The following is a 23,699-nucleotide window of genomic DNA, read 5'->3' as shown; positions in this document are numbered from 1 at the left end:
AAAAGGCATCGTAGGCGGATGTACATAAATGTATCGTCAATAAGGCCGTAAAAATAGAAATAAAATGAACTAATGAGGTCCTGCGCTGTTATTATACTACCAATGCAACCCCTAAATTGATCAGACATGAACACCCAGCAAAAAACAAAGAAGGCTGAACAGAAGGAACAGAAAAACCCTAAAGGCCCTGAACCGGAAAATAACACCTCAGCTAAAGACGCTAAAAAAGTAACAACAAAAAAGGAGTCCAAATGATCGGGCTCCTTTTTTCTGATAATTCATTCAAGATTTCTTCTTCGGCACTTTGGCACCCTCCTTGCGTGCTTCCGATAAGCCGATAGCTACTGCCTGTTTTTTGGACGTGACCTTCTTACCACTGCCCGATTTCAGTTTGCCTTCTTTCATTTCATGCATCGTTTCTTCTACTTTTTCTGATGCTTTTTTAGAATACTTTGCCATAACCTGGTGTTTTAATGGCTTAACACGCAGGCAGACAGCTTTGTTTGGGATTACTTGGTACCGAACACCTTATCCCACAAATTGGAGGTTACACCGTACTTGGTGTTTGGATCGCTATAGTGATGCAGCATATGCTGCTGCTTCAGCTTCTTCCAGGCTCCGCTTTTGAACTGGGCATGGTGCAGCATATAATGCGTCATATCGTAAAAAAGATAACCTACTATAAAACCTGCAAAAAAACCATCCAGCATATCGTCGGGCAGCATCCATTTAAAGAGAAAGTAAAACAGCGTGGCTAGCGGAATACTTGCCGAAGGCGGCATCACGAGGCGCTTAGCATCGTTAGGGTAATCATGATGAACCCCGTGAAAGATAAAATGAATGCGTTTGCCCCACTCCGAGGCCGGATAAAAATGAAAGACGAACCTGTGCATAACATATTCCGTCAGCGTCCATACCAAAAGCCCGAGAATCAGATGAAACGCAAAAGCAGCAAAACCGCTCTCCGCAACCGAAAGCCAGGAAAAATAGAGGATCACCGGCACAAAAACGATGAGCGGCACGTAGAAAGGAACCTTCGAAAGACCTTCTAAGAGCGGACTCTTGAACATCCTGATAGACTCCCTCGAGTTGGAAATAAAATTCTTCTTCATTACTTATAATTTAAGCACCTGAAACGGGGAACTAAAATACGTGTTTTCTCAAACCTTTACACCGCCTGTAAAGCATTTCTTATCTTACATCAAGATTTTTAACATTCGGCCGACTTAATTTTGTATTAACAGTTTAGAAAACAACTATTAATCACAATGGCCATGGCACAATCAATCTTACATCTGGCATCAACAAGGGACAAATCTGACTTCGGATGGCTTAAAAGCGCCCACACCTTTAGCTTTGGTAAGCACTACAATCCTGAACGTATTAACTTTGGCGCCTTGCGCGTTCTTAATGACGATACCGTTAGCGGTGGCATGGGCTTTGGCGAACACCCGCACGACAATATGGAAATCATTTCCATCCCGCTGAGCGGCGCTCTCAAGCATGAAGACAGCATGGGCAATATAGCCATTATAGAGGAAGGCGAGATCCAGGTCATGAGCGCCGGGACAGGGATTTATCACAAGGAGTTCAATAAAAACCACCAGGAGACGGTTCAATTTCTGCAGATATGGCTGTTTCCAAATCAGCGGAACGTAACGCCAAGATATCAGCAGCTAAAATATAGTGAGCGTTTAACACCTAATACATTTACCCAGGTATTATCACCCGATGCAAATGATGAGGGGGTCTGGATACATCAGAACGCCTGGTTTAACATCGGAAAGTTCGATGCTGAAACGACGGTTAGTTACCCGCTAAAAAACAAAGACAATGGCTTATATGTATTTGTCATCAACGGGTCGACTATAGTTGAGGGCCAGGAACTTCATGCCAGAGACGGCTACGGTGTTTGGGAAACGGAAAACATCTCGATCACCGCAAGCGCAGGAGCTGAAATTCTTTTGATGGAAGTACCTATGAACTTTTAATGCTATATTTATAATGACTTAATTGTTTTTATAAGGTTATGCAAAAACAAATCCTTGTAGTATCTACCGAGCATGAAATACTCGAAACCATTATCAGACTGATCAACAGCAATCCGAACATGCATGGTACGGGCATTAATACGGTCGACCAGGCCCTTACCATGTTCCGTTCGGCAGCGTACGACCTGGTGCTGATCGGTGCCGGGCTCAGCAAAGAAGAAGAGCAGGAACTGGTTACCACCATTGAGCGCTCGCGCAATCGCGTTCCGGTTGTGTTTCACTATGGCGGCGGCAGCGGGCTGTTGTTTACGGAGATTTACGGGGCTTTGGGAAAGGTTTAGTATATTAGCTAAACAATCAATTTTCGCAATCATGATCAGGTTTATATTAACGCTCCTCCTGCTATCGTCAGCCATTTTTACGGGTATGGCACAGCAAACCTTTACCATTTCCGGATTTGTAAAAAACAGCAAAGGCGAACCGATAGAAGCTGCCACGGTTTTTATCGATGGCTCGCAAAGCATCACACGGTCGACTAAAGACGGCGGCTTTGCATTCAAAAACCTGTTGCCCGGCACTTATCAGGTGGTGGTTAATATGATGGGTTACCAGCCTGTGAAGCAAAACACCAACATTCAGGCGATTTCGCCTGTACTGGACATACGCATGGCCGATAAGGCAATAATCCTTAAAGAGGTCGTCATCGGAAATAACGCTGCCCGGGAAAAGTTTATGAAGATATTCATCAAGAACTTCATCGGAGAGTCGGGCAATGCCAAACAGTGTAAACTGGTTAATCCGCAGATCATCGATTTCAGCACGAATAAAAAAATTATTGAGGGCGTAACGGATGACTTTCTGATTATCGACAACCAGAGCTTAGGCTATCGAATCAAATATCTGTTGCGGAACTTCCGTTTTAACCAGGCTACGGGTACTACAAGCTACGACGGTCAGTGTATTTTTGAAGAACTGGAGGGCAGCGAAGCACAAAAGGCAGTCTGGCAGGAAAACAGGAAGCTAGCTTACGAGGGTTCGCTCATGCACTATTTCCGGGCTTTTTATAATAATCAACTCCGAGAAGAGGGCTTTCTCACCTACTCTATTAAGAACGGGGTTAATCCGATGCAGATTGACCCACGACCGGTTTCGCTTGACCAAATTGCTTACCGGGCTGACAGCACTTTCGTAACCATTGAACTGCCGAGTAGGATGTATACTGTTTTCGACCGTAAAAAAGCCGCATCCGCAGATCGGAACATGGATAAGGAAAGCCTTGAGCAATACATGGAAAAGACCGGGTCGATTATGAAACCCTATTTAAAACAGGCGAAGATCGATGCAAAAGGCAGCTATGTAGATTATCGGAGTTTTTTGATCAGCGGTTTTTGGGGACGCAAGCGTATTGGCGATCAGTTACCGTATGAGTATCAACCGCGGTAAAAACAAAAAATCCTCAAAGTGGTTCTTACACACACCTTGAGGACTAAATTATAAAATATCGCTAAACCAATCTGAGGAGCTACTTGAATAGAATCACCTCGCCGAACTGGATCGCACCGCTACCGAAGTTCTCGTTGATGTTTAAGCGATAGTATTTGTAAGATCCAGGGTTGCTAACCGCAAAGTAGAACTTCTTCCAGTCCAGACCGGCGTCCGTATTTGGAAATCCTCTTTCGAGCAACTGGTCTGTCCAGTGTTTTTCCATGGAACGCGAATCAAGGATTGTCCAGTTCTCGCCGTCGTTAGATCCTTCCATAGTCCAGATTTTCGGATCCCTATCTGGCGAATCGTTTCCGTTACCGATGCTATAGAATTTCAAGGTCTGAGCGCTCGAGAACTCCATGGTTACGTTCCAGACTTTGTCCGCCGCCCAACCGATCAGAAATTTGTTGTCATCTTTTCTGTCGAACAACTTCGTTGCGTTCTCGTTGGCGTTACCGGTATTGTCTTCTGTAACGGTATACCCTACCATCGCATCCATAAAATTGGTCACGATACCTTCAGTACTGGCATCTTTGGTAATGATTGCAACAGAACCCTTTTTGGTGGTCAGCTGGATTCTAGCCGGAACAATTACCCCGGTAGGCACCTTATATAGTGGCTCCAAATCGTCAGAAATAAACGTTTTAGTTGCTGGCGTCGAATTATCTGTGAACCTCCACTCAATAGATTCAATATCTAAATCCGTTTGCGCCTTGAAAGCCAGCTCATTCGGTGTACCGGTTTTCGTAGCACTGATGCCTAAGATCTCATTCGGGTCAATGGTGATCTCTCTCAAATACTGCGAAGTTTTTCCAGATTCGGAAGTAGCTGTGAGCGTAACCTGAAATGTACCGGTTGTCATGTAAACGTGTTCGGGGTCGTTACTGTAGGCAACACTGTCATCTCCAAAACGCCAGGTCACTTCCTTAAAGTCTGACGAGTTGTTGGTAAACTTCCAGGTAAAGGGGTCATCTCCTGGTTCTACTGCGAAGTCAACGACGGGCCGGGTCCCTTCGTCTTCGACGACTTCGACTGGTGTCTCTTTCGAACAGGCAATAACTGCTGTTGCAAGAAAGATGAACATCAATGGTTTAATTAATTTTTTCATGCGTTGTTTTTTAATGTTATAGCAAAAATAGCGCTAAAAAACTACGGATGTGCCAGTGTAATCAAAATGTGATAGAACGAAAAAGGGCGCCATTTGGGCGCCCTTCTTTGAAGTCATCAAGTTTAAGACAATTCAGACATATTACTTGAAAAGGATAATATTCCCGAACTGCAATAATCCGTCGCCAAAGTTGGAGGTGATCGTGAACCGATAGTATTTATAAGAACCCGGGTTATCTACGCCAAAATACATTTTAATCCACCTTGTTCCAGCATTGGTGTTCGGGAAACCCCGATCTACCAGTTGCTGGTGAAAATGCTTATCCATAGTCTTGGAATCAACCAGAGTCCATGTGGCCTTATCGTTTGAACCTTCCATAGTCCAGCTCTTAGGAGACCTGCCTGGTGAGTCATTTCCGTTCGATAAACTATAGTAGATCATCTTTTCCGGACCTGCGAATTCCATGATCACATTCCAGGTCTTTCCTGAAGACCATCCGAGTACAAACTTATCGTCAGTCGTTTTGTCGAACAGGCGATCTGATTTTTCGTTGTTAAATCCACCTTCTTCAGATACATTGTAGGCAACCAGACTCGTCATAAAATTGGTAACAATACCTTCAGTACCTGCATCTTTGGTAACAACGGCTACTGAACCCTTGTTTGTTGTCAACCGTACTTCAACCGGTGATATCGCACCCGCTGGCAGATCGAATTGCGGCGTAAGGGATTCACTCGTGCTGACTCTCGGGCTTGGTCTCGATTTATCAGTAAGCGTCCACTTCAAAGCCTTAACCTGCACGCTAGGATCGGTTTCAGCAGCAAAGGCCAGTTTGTTTGGGGTGGCTGTCTTCTGTGCGGTAACTCCAACAATTTTATTCGGATCAATAGTAATTTCCTTTAATACCTGGGCTGTTTTGCCCGACTCAGATGTGGCGGTTAAGGTAACCTGAAACTTTCCGGTTGTCATGTACACGTGCTCCGGAGCATTATCGTAGGCAACGCTGTCGTCCCCAAATCGCCAGGTTACCTCTTTAAAGTTCGAGGTTTTGTTGGTAAACTTCCAGGTAAACGGATCATCACCTGCAGTGATATCAAAGTCTACAACAGGCATAGTGCCTTCCGGTTCGAAAGTTAAACCCGGGTCGTCAGTTTTTGAACATGATGCAATGGCAGCGGCAAAGAACAAAAACAAAAGGGGCTTCAATAACTTATTCATATCAAATATCATTAAAAGTTAATACCTAATTATCTGAGACGTTTGAAAACAATACCTCTCCAGTCATGGTTACCAGCAGTCCAGGTCACCTTCATAATGTGTCTGCCTGCAGGTAAAGTCACTTCTGAATAGTGCGGTTGCTGGTTGTTATGACCTCCTGTATTTGTAGCAGCCTTATTTTCAGCTACCACAGTGCTGCCAAATTCAACCTTATAACGACCATCGGCATTATTAGCACCAGCGATCATGTTCATCTCATAAACACCAGCTTCTTCGACAATCACCGAATAAGTTAGCCATTCGCCTGCATTTGTCCAGCCGATAACTGATCGAGGATTGTAGTCAGCCGATACATCTACTCCGTCAGGATAACGGAAATTCGCGTCTCCGTCTTTACTATTGTTATCGTTATAAGAGATTCCCTGACCACCATAATCGTACTCCGCAGCAACAATCATTGGCGAGGTAGCACCTATAGCACCTAACACACGGAACGGTCCCGAATCATTGTATGGACGGAAAGTGTCTGGGTTAAATACGACAACTAATGAACTCTTGTTCTCATTGAGCACGTAACGGCTAGGGTTAGTTAGCTTTAAACCAACAGCCCACATTTTGCCGCCCTGAGCTACAGACGTAAGTTTGTTTCTGCGCGCACTAATTTCTAGAGTAGCAACATTTGAATTGGTTACAAAACGGATGTTGGTAGCTACGATGCTCCATTCGGCATCCGGAATGAGTTCATGCTGAGGGGTTATTTGGGCAACCACCTCAGGAGCCTCAGCAACATCAACCGTAAACGGAGAGCCAGCTTCACCTGTTAATACCAACGGTATCGAAACAGTGATATCCTGAGAACCTCTTGAAAAGGTCGACACAGTTGTAACATTGCTCTGTGTATTAAAACCAACCAAATGGACATCATCTGCTGTAAGTACCTCTCCTGTCTTAATGGTAAGCACAGTAGAGTTTTGTCCTGCTTTAATCGCATTACCTTTTGCTGCGTCTGTAACCTTTACAGCCAATGCTACATTTTTTCCATGATTTCGCTCCAGGAAAGACCTACCGATAACCAGATCAAAAGATGCACTGGTTACCCCGATTGGTACATTTAACACCGGTGGCAAAGAAAAATCACCCTCCCCAAGTGCAATGGTACCTGCCGGAAGCGTATTGTTATCAATCAGCGTTTGAATAGTATCAACATTTGAACTCAGGTTTACGACAAATGCCCTCGAAGTTGGCGCGTCAAAATTAATGGTAACCGGTAAGGTTAATGCATCAGAAGAAAGTGTTGCGTTGCTTCCTGTACCAACAACTACCTCTTTTGGCATCGAAACGCTAACGGACTTGAACTGCCCCTCTGCAAACACATCGTCCAACTTTTCTCGCTCACAAGAAGATGCCAGGAACGCAGCGGCCAAAAGGCCGATCTGCGTATATGTTAAAATTCTTTTCATTACTTTTCTAAATTAAAATTAGTTAGAGATCCAAACCCTGCCATCGATACCCCACTCTTCCTGACGGGCAATATTGAACCAACTAAGAATTTGAGCTGGAATATCCGCGTTTTTAGGTACCAGAGTATTCAGCGTTGTGTTGTTTGGTGTACACAACAACTCCGAGAACGTACTCCACGAGTAAGTACCTTGGAGTGTAAAATTATTCCCAAATATTTGATCCTTTAACACATTACCAGATCCCTCATCAAGTCTCCAGTAGCCAACTAAATCGTCATAATTCGGTGCGTTCTCATCCATTTCAGGCTCACAAGCAAGCTGTTTAATCACGGTTTCCGACAGCGCCACGCCCCATATTTTGTATTCTGCCAATTCTACGTCAATAATTCCGTATTGTCCATCAGTCTCGCCACTGGTCCAGCCTAAACGGAGCGGCGCATTGTTATCAAAGTTAACTTTTGTATTAGCAGGAAGCTTGAACTCACCGGCAACAGGATTTGCAGTACTTGCACCGGTAAGCTTATTGGTCATCCCGTTGACACCGTCTGTATATAGGCGCACATATGTTGCTTTGTCAGCTTTCCTCTCTACAACAAAAGTGAGATCATGCCATGCATTTCCACTAAAGTCTGCCCCGGCAACCTCTACACCATTCAACATATCGCCATCACCACCTGCAGCATAGAAACGCCATCCATTATAGAATAAACAAATATCCCAACCTGGGCGGCCGGAGGCTCCTCCCCATCCGGTATTATCACGCTTACCTAAGATAGAAGGCCACGCATAATAGTAATCACCACGACCTGTGTTCTTGGTTTTGTGCTTTTTAATCTTTACAGATACCGTAAAACTTCCCTGTTCGCCGAAGTTAAAATACTGAGCAGATTTAACTGGATCTAAGAGGGCCTGAGTCTTGTCCGGCTCGCCTTTAAAACGAACAGATTTAGCGTCGAAGATGTTACCCAGGAACGGCTTAGCTACGATTGTTTGGTTATAGCTTGCACTATGGAAAATCGTGAACGTATTTGCATTGGTGTTACTGAACAAGGTTTTGTCGTCCTGCGCAGGGGGTAATGCATAAGTACCGCCACGACTTGAAGTAATAATAACCAGCCAATTTTCTTTCGGGTAATTAGCGCGGCTCTTCAAGGTATTCAGGATCTCGCCAACTTGTGCGTCGAACTGCTCAATAGCTGTCTTGTAAGTAGCGAACTCGTTATCGAAACCAGAGGCTAGCCCCGCTTTCTGAATGTTAGAAAACTGTCCTACTACAACAGAAGCCGCCTCGCCCTTAAGGTAATCGATGATACCGGCTTTAACCTGATCATCATTACTGTACAACTGAGACACATCTGCATCTGCCATCAGGTTGTTCTTGAAAGCCGCTGTTGAAGCAAACGAAGCGACTTTAATATTCGCGTCGACTTCCTTTAAACGCTTGAAGATTACCGGATAATCGCTCAGCTTATTGTTTGCGAAATCCTCTGTTGTAATGTTATGCTTTTCTTTCATTACACCAGTCATCATATCTGCCCAGTTTGTAGAGTTCAACGCATTAACGTCTGCCAGCGAGTTCCATGTATAAATGGAGGTAGGCAATAATGACTTAATGTTAGGAACATTAGCGTCCCGTACCGACAGACCCCTGGCGCCGTCGGCAATGATATAAAGCACTTTAGGTGTTTTATAGGTAATGTCGGTGTTGTTATCGGGCGAACCAGGAATTACCTTGTCAAAATCCTTGTTACAGGATGAGGTGATCACTGCCAGGAACATGGCGGCCGCACCTAAACAGGCTTTCATCTTCAATGTTTTCATAATCTTTAGTTTATTATTCATCAGGTTTTCTGTTATATCTCTCATCACTAATCCAAAGTTACCCTTACTATTCTATTCGTTGGCACATTATCGAATGTGAAGAAACCTCCAACAATAAGCAGTGCACGTTTGCCTTCAGCAGATGTTGTCTCTAATACATCAGATACTCCTCCAAGGACGTTTCCAATATTGTTATATCCAGCTGCAAGACTACCTGTCTGATCCAAAATCATGAACCCATTTCTTATGGTACCGCCGTAAGACTTGAAAGATCCGCCGATTACGATTAGTCCATCACTCAAAATCTTTGCATATTCTGGCAGACCTCCGGTTATATTTTTAACCTGGAAAGATTGATCTAATGTGCCGTTATAATTAAGCATCGCCATAAAAGGTGCAGCAGCGCCGTTATAGTTTCTAAATGCCCCAACAATTAAATATTTGTTTAGTGTGGCGTTGTAACTAACAGACAGGATATCCTGATCTGCACCTGCTCCGCCCGGATTAAATGTTTGATCGATTGAACCGTCTGCGTTCAGACGTACGATACTGCCCACATTTGTATTATCGAACGTAGTAAACCTGCCAAATACCAGAATCTTTCCATCGTCGTGCATAATAGTACGGATAGGACCGTTAGCGCCTGGCAAGCCTTTACCTAGCTCACCCTTGTAACCCACTGCATTCGGATCAAATCTCCAGGTTTTGTCAAGTGTACCGTCAGTTGGATTTAACCGTGCAAGCTGGCGCATTTCAATACTATCCAAAATGGTACTGTCTTTATAGTCCCGCGTAGGCTGATCGTATCGTCTGGATACATAGTAACGGAAATTACCGGATATGATAACTTTTCCGTCCCTGGCGTAAGCATTATCAATACCGCCGTCTGTTCCTCCATTGAATGTGGGGACAAAACGCTCACGCTTTTCGTAAGTAATTACCTTCATGGTGTCAATTACACCGTTGTTAGCAATACGGGTGATGTTGCTGATCCCGCCACGTTGAGCAAATCCGCCGAAACCTCCTACAGGGAAAAATTGACTGCCAATAATGGCCATGTCATTCAACTGCCCGGTTGCGCCATTTCCAATCTGGAAAGTACGATCAAAAACTCCGTCTTTGGTCGTTCGTGCAATCTTGTTGATGCGTCGAACGTTACCTTTGTTGTCGAAATTGTCGAAATTGCCAAGGAAGATGAGGTTACCGTTAGCTACTTCCTTAATCTTGGTCACATAACCATTGGCACCGTTGATCGCTCTAAATGTAGGATCCTTAGTCACTTTACCAAGCACGCTGAAATCGGGTCCGAACACCAATTGCCCATCGACTACAAAAGAGGTAACCCCGGTGCTAGCAGTTGCTGGCACTTCAACCTCAATTTTACTGTCGGTAACATTTTTTATAGTCGCTTCCTCACCGTTGAAAAGAAATTTAAGTCTCTTTTCATCCCAGTACTTGACCAGTCCTTTTGCATTAATGGTAACCACAGTCCCTGCATTACCAGATGCTGGCGACGCGACCGACTGTGGGTCGACTATGATACCCAATGCAGGAACACCGCCTGCGTATGGATCTTCGAAAATTTCCTGCGACTTCTTACAACCTGTGAGCACAGCACCCGCAAGAAGCAAAGTCAATAGTGGTGTATATGTATATTTCATGATTCTTAATTTATCCGTTACAAATTCCTATTAACGATTTAGCAAAACATCGGTATTAAACTCGTAATTGAATCCAAAATTGTCTGATCCCACTGGGTCAACAAACAACTCACCAATTTGAATTGCACCTGCGAAAACTGCCAGTACATGTACCACGCCATTAGTCGGCTGCACATCAGACGTGGCTACAGCTGCGCTGTAATAAAGCTCCGGATTCGAAGGGTCTGGTAAAAATGAAAAACTAATCTGTCTCGCTCCGGCATAAGCAATATTGTTAGCCGAATTGAATACTACACCTATATTAGCAAGATCGCGCTCATAGGTGTAAAAATAACCTCCCGGATATAACTGCCTTAAGTTCGGATCTAACTGAGGATAGTCTCTCAACCTCATCTTTCCTTTGAACACATAACGCATCAGATATCTACGCCATATTTCCGCAGGCACATCTTCGAAATTTGCAATGGTATCAGTACCAGCCCTGAATAACTCCTGGTTCAACTTATTTACATAAGGATCACCGTTAAATTGCGAGGTACGGTTCACCTGGCCAATGGTCCTGCGAAAAACTTCGTCTGTCGGAGCGAAAAATGTTATTTCCTCGTTCGCAAACATATCTTCAAGACCAGCTATACGGATCACACGAACCAATGTATCGAATTTAGCCGGATTCGACTCCAGATACTGCAGAATATTACCGTTGAACTTAGGATCTGCCTTACCCCCATCCAAATAATAATCGTCCTGTTTACACGCGCCGATTAGCAAGATCAGCAATGCTGAACAAAGCGCTAGGGTTTTAAAATATTTATTGGTCATAATGTTTGTGCTAATTGTATCAGTTATTTCTTAAGTTTTGCCAGTACTGATTCAGAGTCATATACGGGTTATTATTCCTTGCAGATTTCTCAATAGGCCATGTCCAGGCACCCCTGTTGAACTTATCCGTTGTCAAGATGTTATCCGCATATTCACGGTTCATAATCCGACGGGTACGAACGAGGTCAAAATAACGGTGACCCTCACCCATAAGTTCCTTAGCACGCTCCCAAAAAATAGCGTCTTTCAATCCACGAGTATCGCCGGGCGCACCTGGGAAAGCTGGAACAGACGCTCGCTTACGCACTATCTGCAATTGAGCTATAGCATCATTGTCGTTCCCAAGGTTTGCATTAGCCTCGGCTGCCAGAAGAACTGCATCTGCATAACGCATAATCAGATAGCTGTTATCGGCCGCAAGCGCATCATCAGGACCCTGTCCGGTGTTAAGCGTGTTTCCTGCAAATTTTAGCAACTGGAAGGTGGTATTGTTCTGATCAAATGGTGCGACAAACCAAGTGTTAAGACGCAGGTCTGGCGATGTCTGATCTGGATACAACTTACGCATATATTCCTCTGTGAAGATATTATAGTTGAAACGGCTCACATACTCTGGTCTTCTGTACGGGAAGTGGGTAAAGCTATAACCAAAATCACGCGGATTGGCAGCAAAACCACCCCCAATATTATAGTTAATCGTATTAAACAACTCGAAAAGACTCTCCTCAGACCTTCCCTTTGTTACTGTACTCCACTCAGAAATATCTAATAATCTGAAATCCCCGTTTGTGATCAATTCTTGACCTAAAGCAGCCGTCTCACTCCAGTACGCGGGCCGGTTATTCAGGTCGAATCCAGCATTCCACATGTTCAAATGCATCATCAAACCAATGGCAGCGCCTTGTGTTGCGCGCACACCTCTAAGCGAAGGATCTGTAAATTTGCGTGGAAGATCTTTGTAATTCGCCTTCATATCGGCGATACATTTGTTTACCACGCTAACCATATTCTCCCTTGGAAGTGGGTCTTTCTGGAACGGTTTTGTATAATAAACCACGTCACCGTACAAACGGACAAGGGTCAGGTAACAAAAATTCCGGATAAACTTGGCTTCAGCAATATAACGCCTTGTCTGAGCATCATTCAAGGCAGGAATTCCTTCTTCAAGTTTTCCAACAAGGATATTCGCCGACTGAATAACCTGATAGTAAGGATTCCAGTTCATGATGGAACGAAAATTATATCGCGCCCAGTCCAAGCTACCATTACGGTTGTATGAATAAGGCCGGTCTGGATCTAATAAATCCTCTATCCCGGTATAGTCATTATAACTGCTTCCGGGGATGGTTTGAGGGGTCGTGTTTCCACTAGGGTTTGGTGCAATTCGCGTATGACCGCCTACACGGCCGGCCCAGCGGTCTATCTCACTTGCCTGGTTGGCAGGAATTACCTCTCCCGAACGGGCCTCACCGGTAATTGCTGCAGTAGCGGTCTGTGAATATTTGCTGTACAGCGAACCGTACATCTGATTGATGTTTGCTTCGACATCATCTACCGTTTGATAGAAATTATTCCCGGTAAGCTTATCAATAGGTGTAATGTCAAGGAACTTCTTACATCCGTATTGGCTGGCAGCTACCAGCAGCGATAAATAAATAACTAATTTTTTCATATCCTTTTATTCCCCTCTGTTAAAATTCTGCTGTTACACCAAATGTATAGATACGCGGTACAGGATAACCATTGGAAGCATCCCGGCCAATCGCGGTTACGTTTTCTGCGTTAGGTCCAGAATAGCCTGAAAAGGTTACCAGGTTTTGTGCGTTTACGTAAGGTCTGAAACTGTTCAGTCCAAAACGCTTTGCAAGCTTCTTATCAAAAGAATAAGAAAGGGTAACCTCATTGATCTTGAAGTATGAACCCTCTTCTTCCCACAACGTCTGATCGAAACGGAATGGATTCGTGAACGAATTATGCGCATAATCGTAAGCGTTCGCATATTTTGCAACCTGACCTGGCGTAGTCCACACATTAAGCTTGTCTAGCGGAACTACCGCATCATCGCCGAAAGGATTATTCATTAATCTTAATCGACGCGCTAATGCATTGTTAAGGATTGAACGCTGCGCCGTGTAAGAGGCATATACGTTTAATGAGAAATTCTTATAACCAATGGTATTTGACAAACCACCTGTCAGCGTTGGTTGAGTACTTCCTGATACCTGGTAATCGCGCTCATCCAAGACATAGTCGCTGTTGGCGTCGAAAAATTTCGCATCACCAGCCTGGAATGATGCCCGATGGTTTAAGGGATTGTCGTTACGATACCTTACTCCTGTTACCGGATCAATTGGCACGTCTGACGTATTCGCGTACACACCCTGATTTATAATCAAGTAGTTAGCAAGCGCATTTCTACCAACGCGTTTTGCCAAATGCTGCTGATTCTCGCCAGTATCCCAGTCAATGAACTGGCCGCCGTACTGAGACGGAAGCTGTGTCAGAATATCTGTGTTCCACGCACCATTAACCATTACCGTCCAGTTAACCTTGCTGTCTTTAGAAAGCGGTCTGCTGGTTAAGGATATTTCATAACCATAGTTAGCCAAGGCTGCGTCGTTACTCACAAAGCGTTCGAAAGCCAGGGTATTTGGCAGTCTAACATCAAATTTCTCATTGTCTACCTGTTTGTAATAAGTGTCAAAAATCAAATCCAGCTTACCATTCCACAAACCAAGGTCTAAACCAGCATTATACTGTGTTACCACCTTTGGCTTTAACAATGGGTTCGGAACGTTTTCGAATACAATACCAATACTTGGGCTGTTATTGTACAATCCTCTTGGCTCATAACGTCCGTAAATCTCTTGCAGACTACCAATCGGGAAGATGTTACGCCCTGCTGTTAAGCGGATATCTCCAAAAGTAAGCCAGTCTTTAGCAAAACCAAAGAAGCTCTCCTTGTTGAAGTTCCATTTGAAACCAATGGATGGGTTAATCGTATATGGGTCTTCATTACCCGCATCAGACGAACCATCGACGCGGTATGTCAAATCGACAACGTATTTCTTTTTGAAGTCATAACCAATCGCTGCAGCGAGCGAAACAGTCTTTTGATCCAGGAAACTTCCTTTTAACACACCGCCACCTCTGGATTCGAAACCGTCATAACCAAGCGGACCTTCAAACTGGTCATTCGGTAATCTGTCAAGACGTGTTTGAGTTGACTGTCCGTTTCTTATGAACATCTCGGTGAAAAGGTTAACGCTGAAGCTATGGCTGTCGTTGATAGCTCTTTGATATACAGCACTGTTCCTGTTATACAATACCGAGGTATAAGCATTATATGCATTTAACCGCGCAAACTGCTGATTCGCAATTGCAGGAGTAAAACGATCATCGTGATCCTGATTGTAGTCGTAACTACCGAAGGTCGTCAAGGTTAAACCTTCGATCAACTGATATGTCGCTTCCATATTCGCTTTAACGTATTTCGGTCCTGCATCGTTACGTACTCGAAGCGATGCCAACTGCTGGCTGCTTGCGGTAAAGAATGACGGGCCCGGCAGCAATGAAGATGTTTGTCCGTTGTCGGCAACACCAGTTTGAAGCAGACCAACACCATCGGCCTTTTGAATGTTTGTTAAAGCCCCCATCAAGGCACCAAAGAACCTTAAGCGCGTAGAAGGCTTGTATTCCATGTTCAAGTTCATGCTGTAACGGTCAAAGCCAGTATTCTTAATAACACCTGACTGAGAAAAATAACCTACGTTGGTTTTGTAATTGAATTGCTCAGTACCACCGTCGATCGCGACGTTATGTGTCATATTATATGTATCCTGATAATAGATCCCCTGCCAGTTGGTTGAGTTGTTATAATAAGCATTCAAACTGTCAGACAAATAAGGCGTACGGTTTATTCTCCAATAATCTTCAATCAAGGCATAGTCAAGAATCTGTTGAGTCTTAATATTACGCTCGGCAATCCCACCGTAGGTTTCCCTTAATTTTGGAGTTTTACTTAAAAATGCCCTTCCTGTGTAACGGACACGCGGCGTCTCAGATTTCCCCCGAACAGTTTGAATAAGGATAACACCATACGCACCCCTTGATCCGTAAAGCGCAGTGGCTGTCGCATCTTTCAATACCTCGATACTGGCAATATCCTCCTGGGGAATCATTGACATCGGGCTTACTCCGGATCCTTGTTGCTGGAAACCAAACTCAGAAGCACGATCCGCATCCATAGGTACGCCGTCAATTACATATAGAGGCGAAGTTGGCTGAAGAAATTTCTCATCACCGGAACCTGTTGTTGCAATTGTGGAAAGTCCTCTGATGGATACCGACCCACGCAAACCAGGAGCTCCTGTGTTATTCTGGATGTTCAAACCTGCAACTTTGCCTTGAAGCAACTGCTCAATGTTGGCTACCGGAACATCCTGGATTTCCTTACCACTGATGTTATAAGAAGCCCCTGTTGTTGTTTCACGGGTACGCTTTTGATAACCGCGGATTACAACCTCGTCCATCTGGTTCTTGTTCTCGCTCAATAGGATGGTCAAACGTGCGTTAGCCGCTGTAACGGTGACGGTTTTGCTTTCGTATCCTGTATAACTGAACATCAGTTTTGAGCCCTCATCTACAACAAACGAGAAAGCTCCGTTGGCATTAGTTGCCCCAAGCCCCTTAGGTGGAGTACCAATGTAAATGTTTGCGCTCGGTAATGTTTCCCGGGTGGCTGCGTCATACACAGTACCGGTCACGGTCACCTTTCTGGTTTGCGCCATCAAATCTTTGCATACGAATATGCAGCTGAAAAAAATTGATAGCAAAATAATATGTCTTTTCATTGTATTAATTTTTATCATTAAGATTCTAGTCGTTTGTAAACTTAGGGTTCACGTTCTCAAACTCAAATGTGATCCGCCAGTCACCTTTTTCGTAGATGCTGAAGTTCTCGGCGATCGTTCCGATTACCACTACGTTGCCAAAACCTATTCTTGAGAAGCTAAATTCCACATGAGCCCGGTCGCCAGATCCGTTAACACCACCCTGGGTAAACCGGGTAGGAATTCTGGCCAAAGGAATAGGGTAGGCAACATCATACTTAACATATTCTGGTGTCATCTGCATGTTAAAGCCATGAACAACCTGATCCCACTTGGTCATATTAAATCTTGCCGGATTAATCGGGTTTCCGTCCTTATCCAGAAAACGGAACGTTAATGAACTGCCGTCGCCAATTTTCTCGATTCTTGTAGTAACCCGATCCCTTACAGTCTCCATGTTCGCACGGTCAGTCTCTCTAACGATTCCACTTAACGAAGGATACATCAACACATAAGTGCTTCCACCAGGCGTAGTGGTGTTACGTCCGCCGGTGTACGGATTGATGTCGCTCACATCATCAGTCTCATAAGGCCGTTCCCTCCAGGGCCAGAATTTCAGGTCACGAATAACCTTACTCCCCCCAGAATTACTCACACGCACGTCAAAAAAGCGCTGCTTCTGAATAAAATCATACTGTGCCGAATCACGTGGCGTAATGATATCCCTTGTAGCTGCATTCCATACGATCAAATCACCATTTGTCCTAAGCTCAACAACCGGGCGGTTTTCTATCTTCCGCTTCGCCTCAATTTCAGCAAGGCTCTTTTCCTGCCCTGTATATTCCTGAGTCCACACAAGAACATCGCGCTTGGTAAGCATGTCCTCTGCAGGACGACCATCGCCAAACCGTGGGTTCAACAGCTCAAACTTCATCGGGAAAGTTGAGTTATCCTCTTCAAAAGAGCGGTTAAAGACAGTCGTACGACCGAGAATCGGCTCGAAAGTCCTGGTCGTATAATCAGCATTCTGACTAAAGTAATCCTTCTCATCGGGTATATCGAAGATCTTGCGACAACCGCTGAAAGCAACTACCGATAACATCAGAACCGCAGCTTTATGTTTTAATTGCATTTGCATAGTTATGTTTAGTTTATTCAAAGCCATTTAATTATAATTTCTCTCTGTAGTTAAATGTCCATTCAGAAAGCTGAAGCATGCTGCCAGCTGAAAAAGTCTGCAGGAAAGTTATCCGGTAATGCTTATATGGCACTGTATTCTCAAAATCGTATATCTTGCGCTGATAGTTTGTGGTGAACTCCTGATCCTGACGCGTATCGAGAATAACCCAGTTAATGTTGGTGTTATCCTTCAGATCATTCAGATTCGGTTGGTCATTTGTTCCCTCCACAACCCAAGCTTTCGGATCGCGATCCTGGTAAGTCTTGGAGTCGTTTGCAGAGGTAATGGTATACGAGTTAGCTATCAACGGATTTCCATCAACTACTTTCAGCGGATCAACCGGACTCCAGAGGAAGTACACTTTATTGTTTGCCTGGCTGAAAGATGCAACCATTTTGGTCAAATAATTACCATCGTACGACCAGATGAACTTCTCCCCCGGGTTTACAGAACCGTCAAAGCTACCATTGTCCTGCCAATCGATGAAGAGATTTGTCTTGCCACCTCTTGGATCAAGGAACAGGTTCGTTGGTGGAGGTATCAGCGTCAATCTTGTCACGAATTCATCAAATCCAAAAACGTGGTCAGGTTCAAGCAAATGAACGATACCATTGGTTGTTTTGATGTTAACTGAGGTTGTAGTCGTTTTTGCCCAATGAGGAACAAAAACACTCCTTTTTGTATTCGAGAATTCTATAACTTCAGAACCACCACCTTGCCATCCTTGGGCATCTGCAAATACACGCTTCCCGTGCATTGGATAATCAACTTTATTTGAAGTCAATGGCAGACCATCCCCCAAAGAAAAATTTGCCGCCGTGAACAAGCCTGGTATAATATACATGTTGATCATGCTGTCCAAATGCTCTTTGTCAGATCTTGCCTTCGGCCTCTCTCTTGGCAACATATCGTCTGTTGCTCCCGCAGCTATTGTTCCCAGGAACATTGCGGGCTTACTTTGCGCTTTACGTACATCGTTAAGGTTGCGGATTGCGATACGAAAACTCTCGTTTGAAGGCGCAAAAAGCGTGACCTCACCACTTTTCAACGTTTCCGCTAAACCCATTCTATCTATTACATATAACAAGGAATCGTACACGCCTGGCTTGCTCTTCAGGTAATCGTAAGTATTCATGTTTACTTCCATGCTGATATCCACGGCCCTGCTATAGGTGTCTTCCTTTTTACACCCAAATTGGATCAATAGGGCACCAAACAATAATGCCACTACATACCTTGATTTAAAATTTGATCTCTTCATGCCTATTAATGTTTAGTTTATTTCCAATAAGAATTTTGGGTCAGCAATGGATTCTGGGCCAGAAGCTTTCTGGAAACTGGCCAGTAAATACCACCACGGTTAATAAGATCCAACCACATAGGGTCCTTCCGCTTGATCTTATGATATCTTACCAGGTCATAGAAATGGTGGCCCTCACCCATAAATTCCTTCTGACGCTCCTTGAAAATTGCTTCAAACACCGATCCATGCAGAGGCTCACTATAACGAATGAACTGGTCAGCGTTATTATTCACCAAACCCATCTGATCCACGTTGTACCTGCGCTGCCTAACCGCATTAAGATCTTCGATCGCTCTTGTAGTTTCGCCAAGTACTGCAAATGCTTCAGCCCGCAATAACGTAACTTCCTCCAAACGTGTTAAGAGAATAGCACTCGAGAAAAGTCTAAAGTTTGCGTCGTTCGGCGAGTTTGATCCGTTTTGTACCACTTTTATTTTGCTGAAAACGGGATATCTGCCCTGGAAATTAACGAAATATTTGTCTGAACGTGTAATACCTGTCGTATCTATATTGAACCGGGCGTCGTTTGTTTCCTTGAAGATCGAAAGAATTGAATCTTTTGGAACAAAGATGTCGGGGATACTTTTGTTAACTACCGGCTCTGCCAGGGTTAAAGACTCAATGTTCCCAGCAAAACTAGCGTCCTGATGACCCCAGATAAAACCAAAGGCTAAAAGCTGGTTGATCTTTTTATCATAAAATATACCTTGAGGTCTGGTTAACTCATCTGTGGTGATATAGCTCAAACTAGCTTTGTTCATGTCGTTAATGACAAGCGTAGCAAATGTTGAAACATCAGCGTACTTGCCCTGCCATGCAGCAACTTCCGCCAGTATAGCCCAGGCTGATGCCTTTCTCACCAATGCCCCATCCCACCTTCCGGCACCTACACCGTAGTAAAGCCCTGGCTGCTGAATATCTTCAGCACTGTAGCGATAAGGAAGTACGGCTGCTGCTGCAGTCATTTCGTCCTGTACGAAATCAAGAATGGCCTTTTGATCGGTACGTGGCTGATTCTCGAAAGTCCCCTCTCTTGAACTTACAATGAAAGGAACATCTCCCCAAATTCTTACCATGTAGAAATAAGCAAAAGCACGCAGAAAACGGACCTGTGCTACGTCCACATTCATGTTATTTTCAGTGTATCTCGGGTCTTGCGCCCTGACTTCTGGAATCCGCTCCAAAAAGATATTGGCAGCATTTACAATGGCGTAAAACCTTCTCCAATTCGAAAGCTCCTCAACCACAGGATATTGCGCATTCAGGTCGTTCCTGATTATCGCTTTTAAATCCTGACGGATAGGTGCATCGAAATTGCCCATACGGACATCGCCATAGATCCAATGACCGTTATTATCGGCCAATGCTGCCCTGGTCAATCCGTATACCCCCATAATTCCGGCCCTGGCGTCTTCGATAGACCTCCAATAGTTGGTTTCATTCACGACACGCGTTGAATCAACGTCGAGTGTCTTATTACAACCTCCAGCAAGAAGTCCGAAAGAAACTAAGCTCAGTAAAATTATTCTCTTCATTTTCTCAATTTTAATTGATCGTTATTATTATATAGCTCAGTCCGATTAGAAATCCAATTTAACTCCAAGTAAATAAGTTCTTGGAAGCTGAATTCCGTAACCTGAATCATATCCAGTATAGTTCACAAGTTCAGGGTCCTGACCAGTATATTTGGTTAGTGTAAATACGTTATTCACACTACCATAAACATAGAATCTTGCTACGTTTGCAGATTTTCTCTTCATCACTTCAGTTAGATCGTAACCGAGCGACAAAGTGCGCAACTTCACAAACGAACCATTTTCAAGGAACAGATCCTGGTTAGCCTGGAACGGTGCTACAGAACTCCAAGGGTTGTACAATGGATACTTCGAGTATTCTCCTCTCTTTTCCCAGAAAGTGACTTCGCGAACAGAATTAATATTGTTCTGACCCTCACGGTTTACGAAATCAAAGCGGTTTGCCATATCCTGATTGATCAGGTCACGACCGAAGTTGTAGTAGAAATTTAAATCGAGCGACCACTTCTTGTATCCAAAGGTGTTGTTAAAACCACCTGCAAACAACGGAAGCGCATTTCCCTGGATTGTACGATCCTGGTTATCGATCAGATTATCGCCATTAACATCTCTCCAGTTCGGATCGCCGGCCTTCATATCTATACCGTTATAACGTCTCCTTACCCCCCCCACAGAAGGAACCTCTGCGTCTGTATTATAGATACCATCATTAGTTAACAACCAGTAGCTGCCAACACTCTCGCCAACACGAAGCATACGATCACCAATAACGATCTCATCTAAGCCTCCAGGAAGAGCCGTTAATTCGTTTCTGTTATAATTAACGTTTAGTGAGGTAGACCATGAAACGGTTTTACTTGCAGGCAAAACGGTAGCGCCGACCGATACATCAACGCCGCTATTGCGAATGTTCATGCCATTTTTAATTAAGGAAGTGTATCCGTATTCAGCAGCCGTAGGCAAGCCGAGGAGCATATTTTTGTCTTCTTTAACATATACATCAACCGAAGCCCTTACGCGATCGTTAGCAAAACCAGCGTCCACGCCCAGGCTAAACTGATCCTGATAAGCCCAGTCAACATCATAACCTACGTTTCCAGTGCTATAAGGCCTGGTCAGCGTAGCGAAACCATTGTAACCTGGGGTAATAACGTTTCCAGTATAACCAATGTATGCAGTGTATTGCGGACCTTGAGCGTAATTATCGAAATGCTCATAACGTGCTAAGCGACCGGCACTTGCCCGCAGGTTTAGGCTAGAGACAGCACTCTCCTGCTCGAAAAATTCCTTCTTCATATCCCATCCGGCAGATACTACGGACGACAGGAACCACCTGCTGGTAGGCTGCTGATTCGAGCTCCCGTCATTTCTTAACATGGCTGAAAGGGTGTATTTTTCCTTAAATTCGTAAGTCGCACGTGCGTTGAAAGAAATCAAATTATTTTTCGTTCTATCCAAAAACTTGTAAGTCAACTCTTTAGGAAACACCGTAGGAAGCAAGAAGATCGCATCGTTGTCACGTCTGTCTGCTTCCAGCAAGTTAATTTTTATATAGTCGTTAGCACCTCTGTAGGCGTAAGCATACTGATATTTATACGAATCGAACTGGAACGAGGCTCCCAACTGGAAGTTAAACTTATTGTTCTCATCCAAATCCCAATCGTACGACGCAACATTGTCAATCATCGCACGCTGGCTATATCCATAATAGTTAGATGCATAGTTAGAGTTCTGTAACAAGGTTCTTGCAAAGAAAATATCGCGGTACCCCTCGTTATAGTCCGCACCTAAAGTGGTGGTGATCTTCAACTTATCGAAGTCGAAAGCAAACTGGAAGTAACCTTGAACAGAGTTTGTCTTATTGTTGTCAAACCCTTTTTCAAATTCAGCCAGATATGCATTATACCTGTCTTTATTTGGTGCAATTGGAGAGCTCAAATCTGGCAGATAGTTAACCTGCGCAAACCTGTCTCTTAAATTTCTGTTGCGGTCGCGGTTTAATACGGATGCGTTCACCATTGCAGACATGGTCAGCCATTCTATAGGCTGCATATTAACCAGAAACCTTGTGTTATAACGCTCAATCCCTGTATCATCTGCAACACCTTGATTCTGAAGAGCTCCAAACGAGAAACGGAAATTCGCACGATTCGTACCACCTGAAATCGCAGCGTTTGCTCCGTAAGCAAGACCGCTATTATAATATTGCTCGTCCCAGTTCGCCGGACCGTAATAAGCATTATTTAATGAATCACTCAAGTACAACGGATATACGTCATTATCCGAATAGCTTCCATTACCGGTATATCTGTCGTAAAACTGTCTCCTGAACTGATTTTCGAAATTACCGTTAACTGTAGTTACAGCATTCGGAGTAGCCATACCAACATAAGAATCAAAAGTGATCTTTCTTTTCGTTGTAGCTGGCTTAGAGGTTAACAAGATAACGCCGTTAACCGCCTTCGGACCATAGATTGCGGTTGCCGAGATGTCTTTCAACACCTGAACCGACTCAATATTGTCCATATTAATGATCGAAAGCGGGTCGGTGCCCGGACCAATCCGCTCAAATTTGTATTGCTGTATATCTAACGCATAGGGATGCTCGGCAGTAAGCGGAATTCCGTCCAGGATTACCAGGGGCTGCGACTGGAATACCTCACGCTGAGAAAGAAGTGGCTGAGAAGTTCCGCGGATGAACATGGTTTGTGGTGCACCAGGTTCGCCGGTAGATTCCTGAACATAAAGACCTGCAGCCTCTCCTTTTAAATACTGCTGCAAAGTAACAGCAGGAAAAATAGCGAGCTTCTTTGGATCAAGGTTACCACTCTTAGACTCCAGTCTCTTTAAAAGAGATTTCTTAATGGGCGTAACGCCTACGGTACCGGTGTCCGTGCCACTGGTATCTTTTCCAGAAGCATCTGTCTGTTCTTGAAAGCTCCCCCTGAAAGAGAAGTTATTCGAAACACAGGCAGACCTAGCCGTATTGCCGAATGAGCATGTCGTTGTACACAACACACCCAAAAAAGTCATAGTTGCAATAATGCGCATAACAGGTAATTAAGTATTAACTGATTGAAAACTGATATTTATTTGTTTGTATTAGATTCTATTTGAAATCACCAGATAACAGAAAAATCCGCACCGGAAGCAGCAGACCAACTTATATCGAATAATTTGAAATATTTTAAAACGTTTTAGCTACGGTACAACCAGACCGACAGCCAATACCTCTTCCCTATATCATAAGGCAACGTCCTAAAAAAAAGTGAGTAGGAGTTAAACA

18 protein-coding genes are annotated in these 23,699 nt (G+C 44.0%); 4 read left to right on the top strand and 14 right to left on the bottom strand.

What is annotated here, in order from left to right; all coding sequences use genetic code 11:
• Positions 1 to 126 precede the first annotated feature (126 nt).
• On the top strand, positions 127 to 255 hold the full coding sequence (locus J3P40_RS08835) for a hypothetical protein (protein ID WP_256004775.1): 129 nt from the start codon (positions 127 to 129) through the stop codon (positions 253 to 255).
• Between the two features lie 27 nt (positions 256 to 282).
• Here the strand turns inward: J3P40_RS08835 and J3P40_RS08830 are convergent, their stop codons facing one another.
• Positions 283 to 459 carry a DUF6496 domain-containing protein gene (locus J3P40_RS08830; RefSeq protein WP_162835072.1) on the bottom strand — a complete coding sequence of 59 codons (177 nt, stop codon included), beginning with the start codon at positions 457 to 459 and terminating at the stop codon, positions 283 to 285.
• Positions 460 to 509: 50 nt separating this feature from the next.
• Positions 510 to 1,112, bottom strand: coding sequence for a sterol desaturase family protein (locus J3P40_RS08825; RefSeq protein ID WP_256004774.1), 603 nt, complete (start codon positions 1,110 to 1,112; stop codon positions 510 to 512).
• A gap of 162 nt (positions 1,113 to 1,274) precedes the next feature.
• Here J3P40_RS08825 and J3P40_RS08820 point away from each other — a divergent pair, with 162 nt between their 5' ends.
• The 3 genes from J3P40_RS08820 to J3P40_RS08810 are packed head-to-tail and all read left to right on the top strand — an operon-like array spanning position 1,275 to position 3,434.
• Positions 1,275 to 1,991: a pirin family protein gene (locus J3P40_RS08820; RefSeq protein WP_256004773.1), complete on the top strand. Its 717-nt coding sequence runs from the start codon at positions 1,275 to 1,277 to the stop codon at positions 1,989 to 1,991.
• A 38-nt stretch (positions 1,992 to 2,029) separates the two neighbouring features.
• Entirely contained in the window at positions 2,030 to 2,332 is a 303-nt protein-coding gene (locus J3P40_RS08815) for a response regulator (RefSeq protein WP_256004772.1), read from the top strand.
• Between the two features lie 31 nt (positions 2,333 to 2,363).
• Positions 2,364 to 3,434 carry a carboxypeptidase-like regulatory domain-containing protein gene (locus J3P40_RS08810; protein WP_256004771.1) on the top strand — a complete coding sequence of 357 codons (1,071 nt, stop codon included), beginning with the start codon at positions 2,364 to 2,366 and terminating at the stop codon, positions 3,432 to 3,434.
• Positions 3,435 to 3,513: 79 nt separating this feature from the next.
• Here the strand turns inward: J3P40_RS08810 and J3P40_RS08805 are convergent, their stop codons facing one another.
• From J3P40_RS08805 to J3P40_RS08750, 12 genes are all read right to left on the bottom strand, one after another.
• The gene (locus tag J3P40_RS08805; RefSeq protein ID WP_256004769.1) at positions 3,514 to 4,584 is read right to left on the bottom strand and encodes a PKD domain-containing protein; all 1,071 of its coding nucleotides are present in this window, start codon (positions 4,582 to 4,584) and stop codon (positions 3,514 to 3,516) included.
• A 141-nt stretch (positions 4,585 to 4,725) separates the two neighbouring features.
• A complete protein-coding gene (locus tag J3P40_RS08800) occupies positions 4,726 to 5,802 on the bottom strand; it encodes a PKD domain-containing protein (protein WP_256004768.1) in 1,077 nt (358 codons plus the stop codon).
• A 29-nt stretch (positions 5,803 to 5,831) separates the two neighbouring features.
• Complete coding sequence (locus J3P40_RS08795; RefSeq protein WP_256004767.1) at positions 5,832 to 7,262, bottom strand: carbohydrate-binding protein; 1,431 nt, start codon at positions 7,260 to 7,262, stop codon at positions 5,832 to 5,834.
• A gap of 18 nt (positions 7,263 to 7,280) precedes the next feature.
• Positions 7,281 to 9,083: a DUF4983 domain-containing protein gene (locus J3P40_RS08790; protein ID WP_256004766.1), complete on the bottom strand. Its 1,803-nt coding sequence runs from the start codon at positions 9,081 to 9,083 to the stop codon at positions 7,281 to 7,283.
• A 47-nt stretch (positions 9,084 to 9,130) separates the two neighbouring features.
• Positions 9,131 to 10,744: a DUF5008 domain-containing protein gene (locus tag J3P40_RS08785; RefSeq protein WP_256004765.1), complete on the bottom strand. Its 1,614-nt coding sequence runs from the start codon at positions 10,742 to 10,744 to the stop codon at positions 9,131 to 9,133.
• 30 nt (positions 10,745 to 10,774) lie between these two features.
• Positions 10,775 to 11,563 (bottom strand): fasciclin domain-containing protein, encoded by a 789-nt coding sequence (locus J3P40_RS08780; protein ID WP_256004764.1) that lies wholly within the window; start codon positions 11,561 to 11,563, stop codon positions 10,775 to 10,777.
• A gap of 19 nt (positions 11,564 to 11,582) precedes the next feature.
• Positions 11,583 to 13,235: a RagB/SusD family nutrient uptake outer membrane protein gene (locus tag J3P40_RS08775; RefSeq protein WP_256004763.1), complete on the bottom strand. Its 1,653-nt coding sequence runs from the start codon at positions 13,233 to 13,235 to the stop codon at positions 11,583 to 11,585.
• A 19-nt stretch (positions 13,236 to 13,254) separates the two neighbouring features.
• On the bottom strand, positions 13,255 to 16,353 hold the full coding sequence (locus J3P40_RS08770) for a SusC/RagA family TonB-linked outer membrane protein (RefSeq protein ID WP_256004762.1): 3,099 nt from the start codon (positions 16,351 to 16,353) through the stop codon (positions 13,255 to 13,257).
• An 88-nt stretch (positions 16,354 to 16,441) separates the two neighbouring features.
• Positions 16,442 to 17,527 carry a DUF5007 domain-containing protein gene (locus tag J3P40_RS08765; protein WP_256004761.1) on the bottom strand — a complete coding sequence of 362 codons (1,086 nt, stop codon included), beginning with the start codon at positions 17,525 to 17,527 and terminating at the stop codon, positions 16,442 to 16,444.
• 37 nt (positions 17,528 to 17,564) lie between these two features.
• Positions 17,565 to 18,836, bottom strand: a complete 1,272-nt coding sequence (locus J3P40_RS08760) for a fasciclin domain-containing protein (RefSeq protein WP_256004759.1) — start codon at positions 18,834 to 18,836, stop codon at positions 17,565 to 17,567.
• 17 nt (positions 18,837 to 18,853) lie between these two features.
• A complete protein-coding gene (locus J3P40_RS08755; RefSeq protein ID WP_256004758.1) occupies positions 18,854 to 20,413 on the bottom strand; it encodes a RagB/SusD family nutrient uptake outer membrane protein in 1,560 nt (519 codons plus the stop codon).
• 45 nt (positions 20,414 to 20,458) lie between these two features.
• Positions 20,459 to 23,464 (bottom strand): SusC/RagA family TonB-linked outer membrane protein, encoded by a 3,006-nt coding sequence (locus J3P40_RS08750; protein WP_256004757.1) that lies wholly within the window; start codon positions 23,462 to 23,464, stop codon positions 20,459 to 20,461.
• Between the last annotated feature and the right edge of the window lie 235 nt (positions 23,465 to 23,699).

This window comes from Pedobacter deserti (assembly GCF_024436415.1).
Lineage (GTDB): Bacteria > Bacteroidota > Bacteroidia > Sphingobacteriales > Sphingobacteriaceae > Pedobacter > Pedobacter faecalis.
Note: the sequence above shows the minus strand (reverse complement) of the source record. Positions and strands in the feature narration are given on the sequence as shown.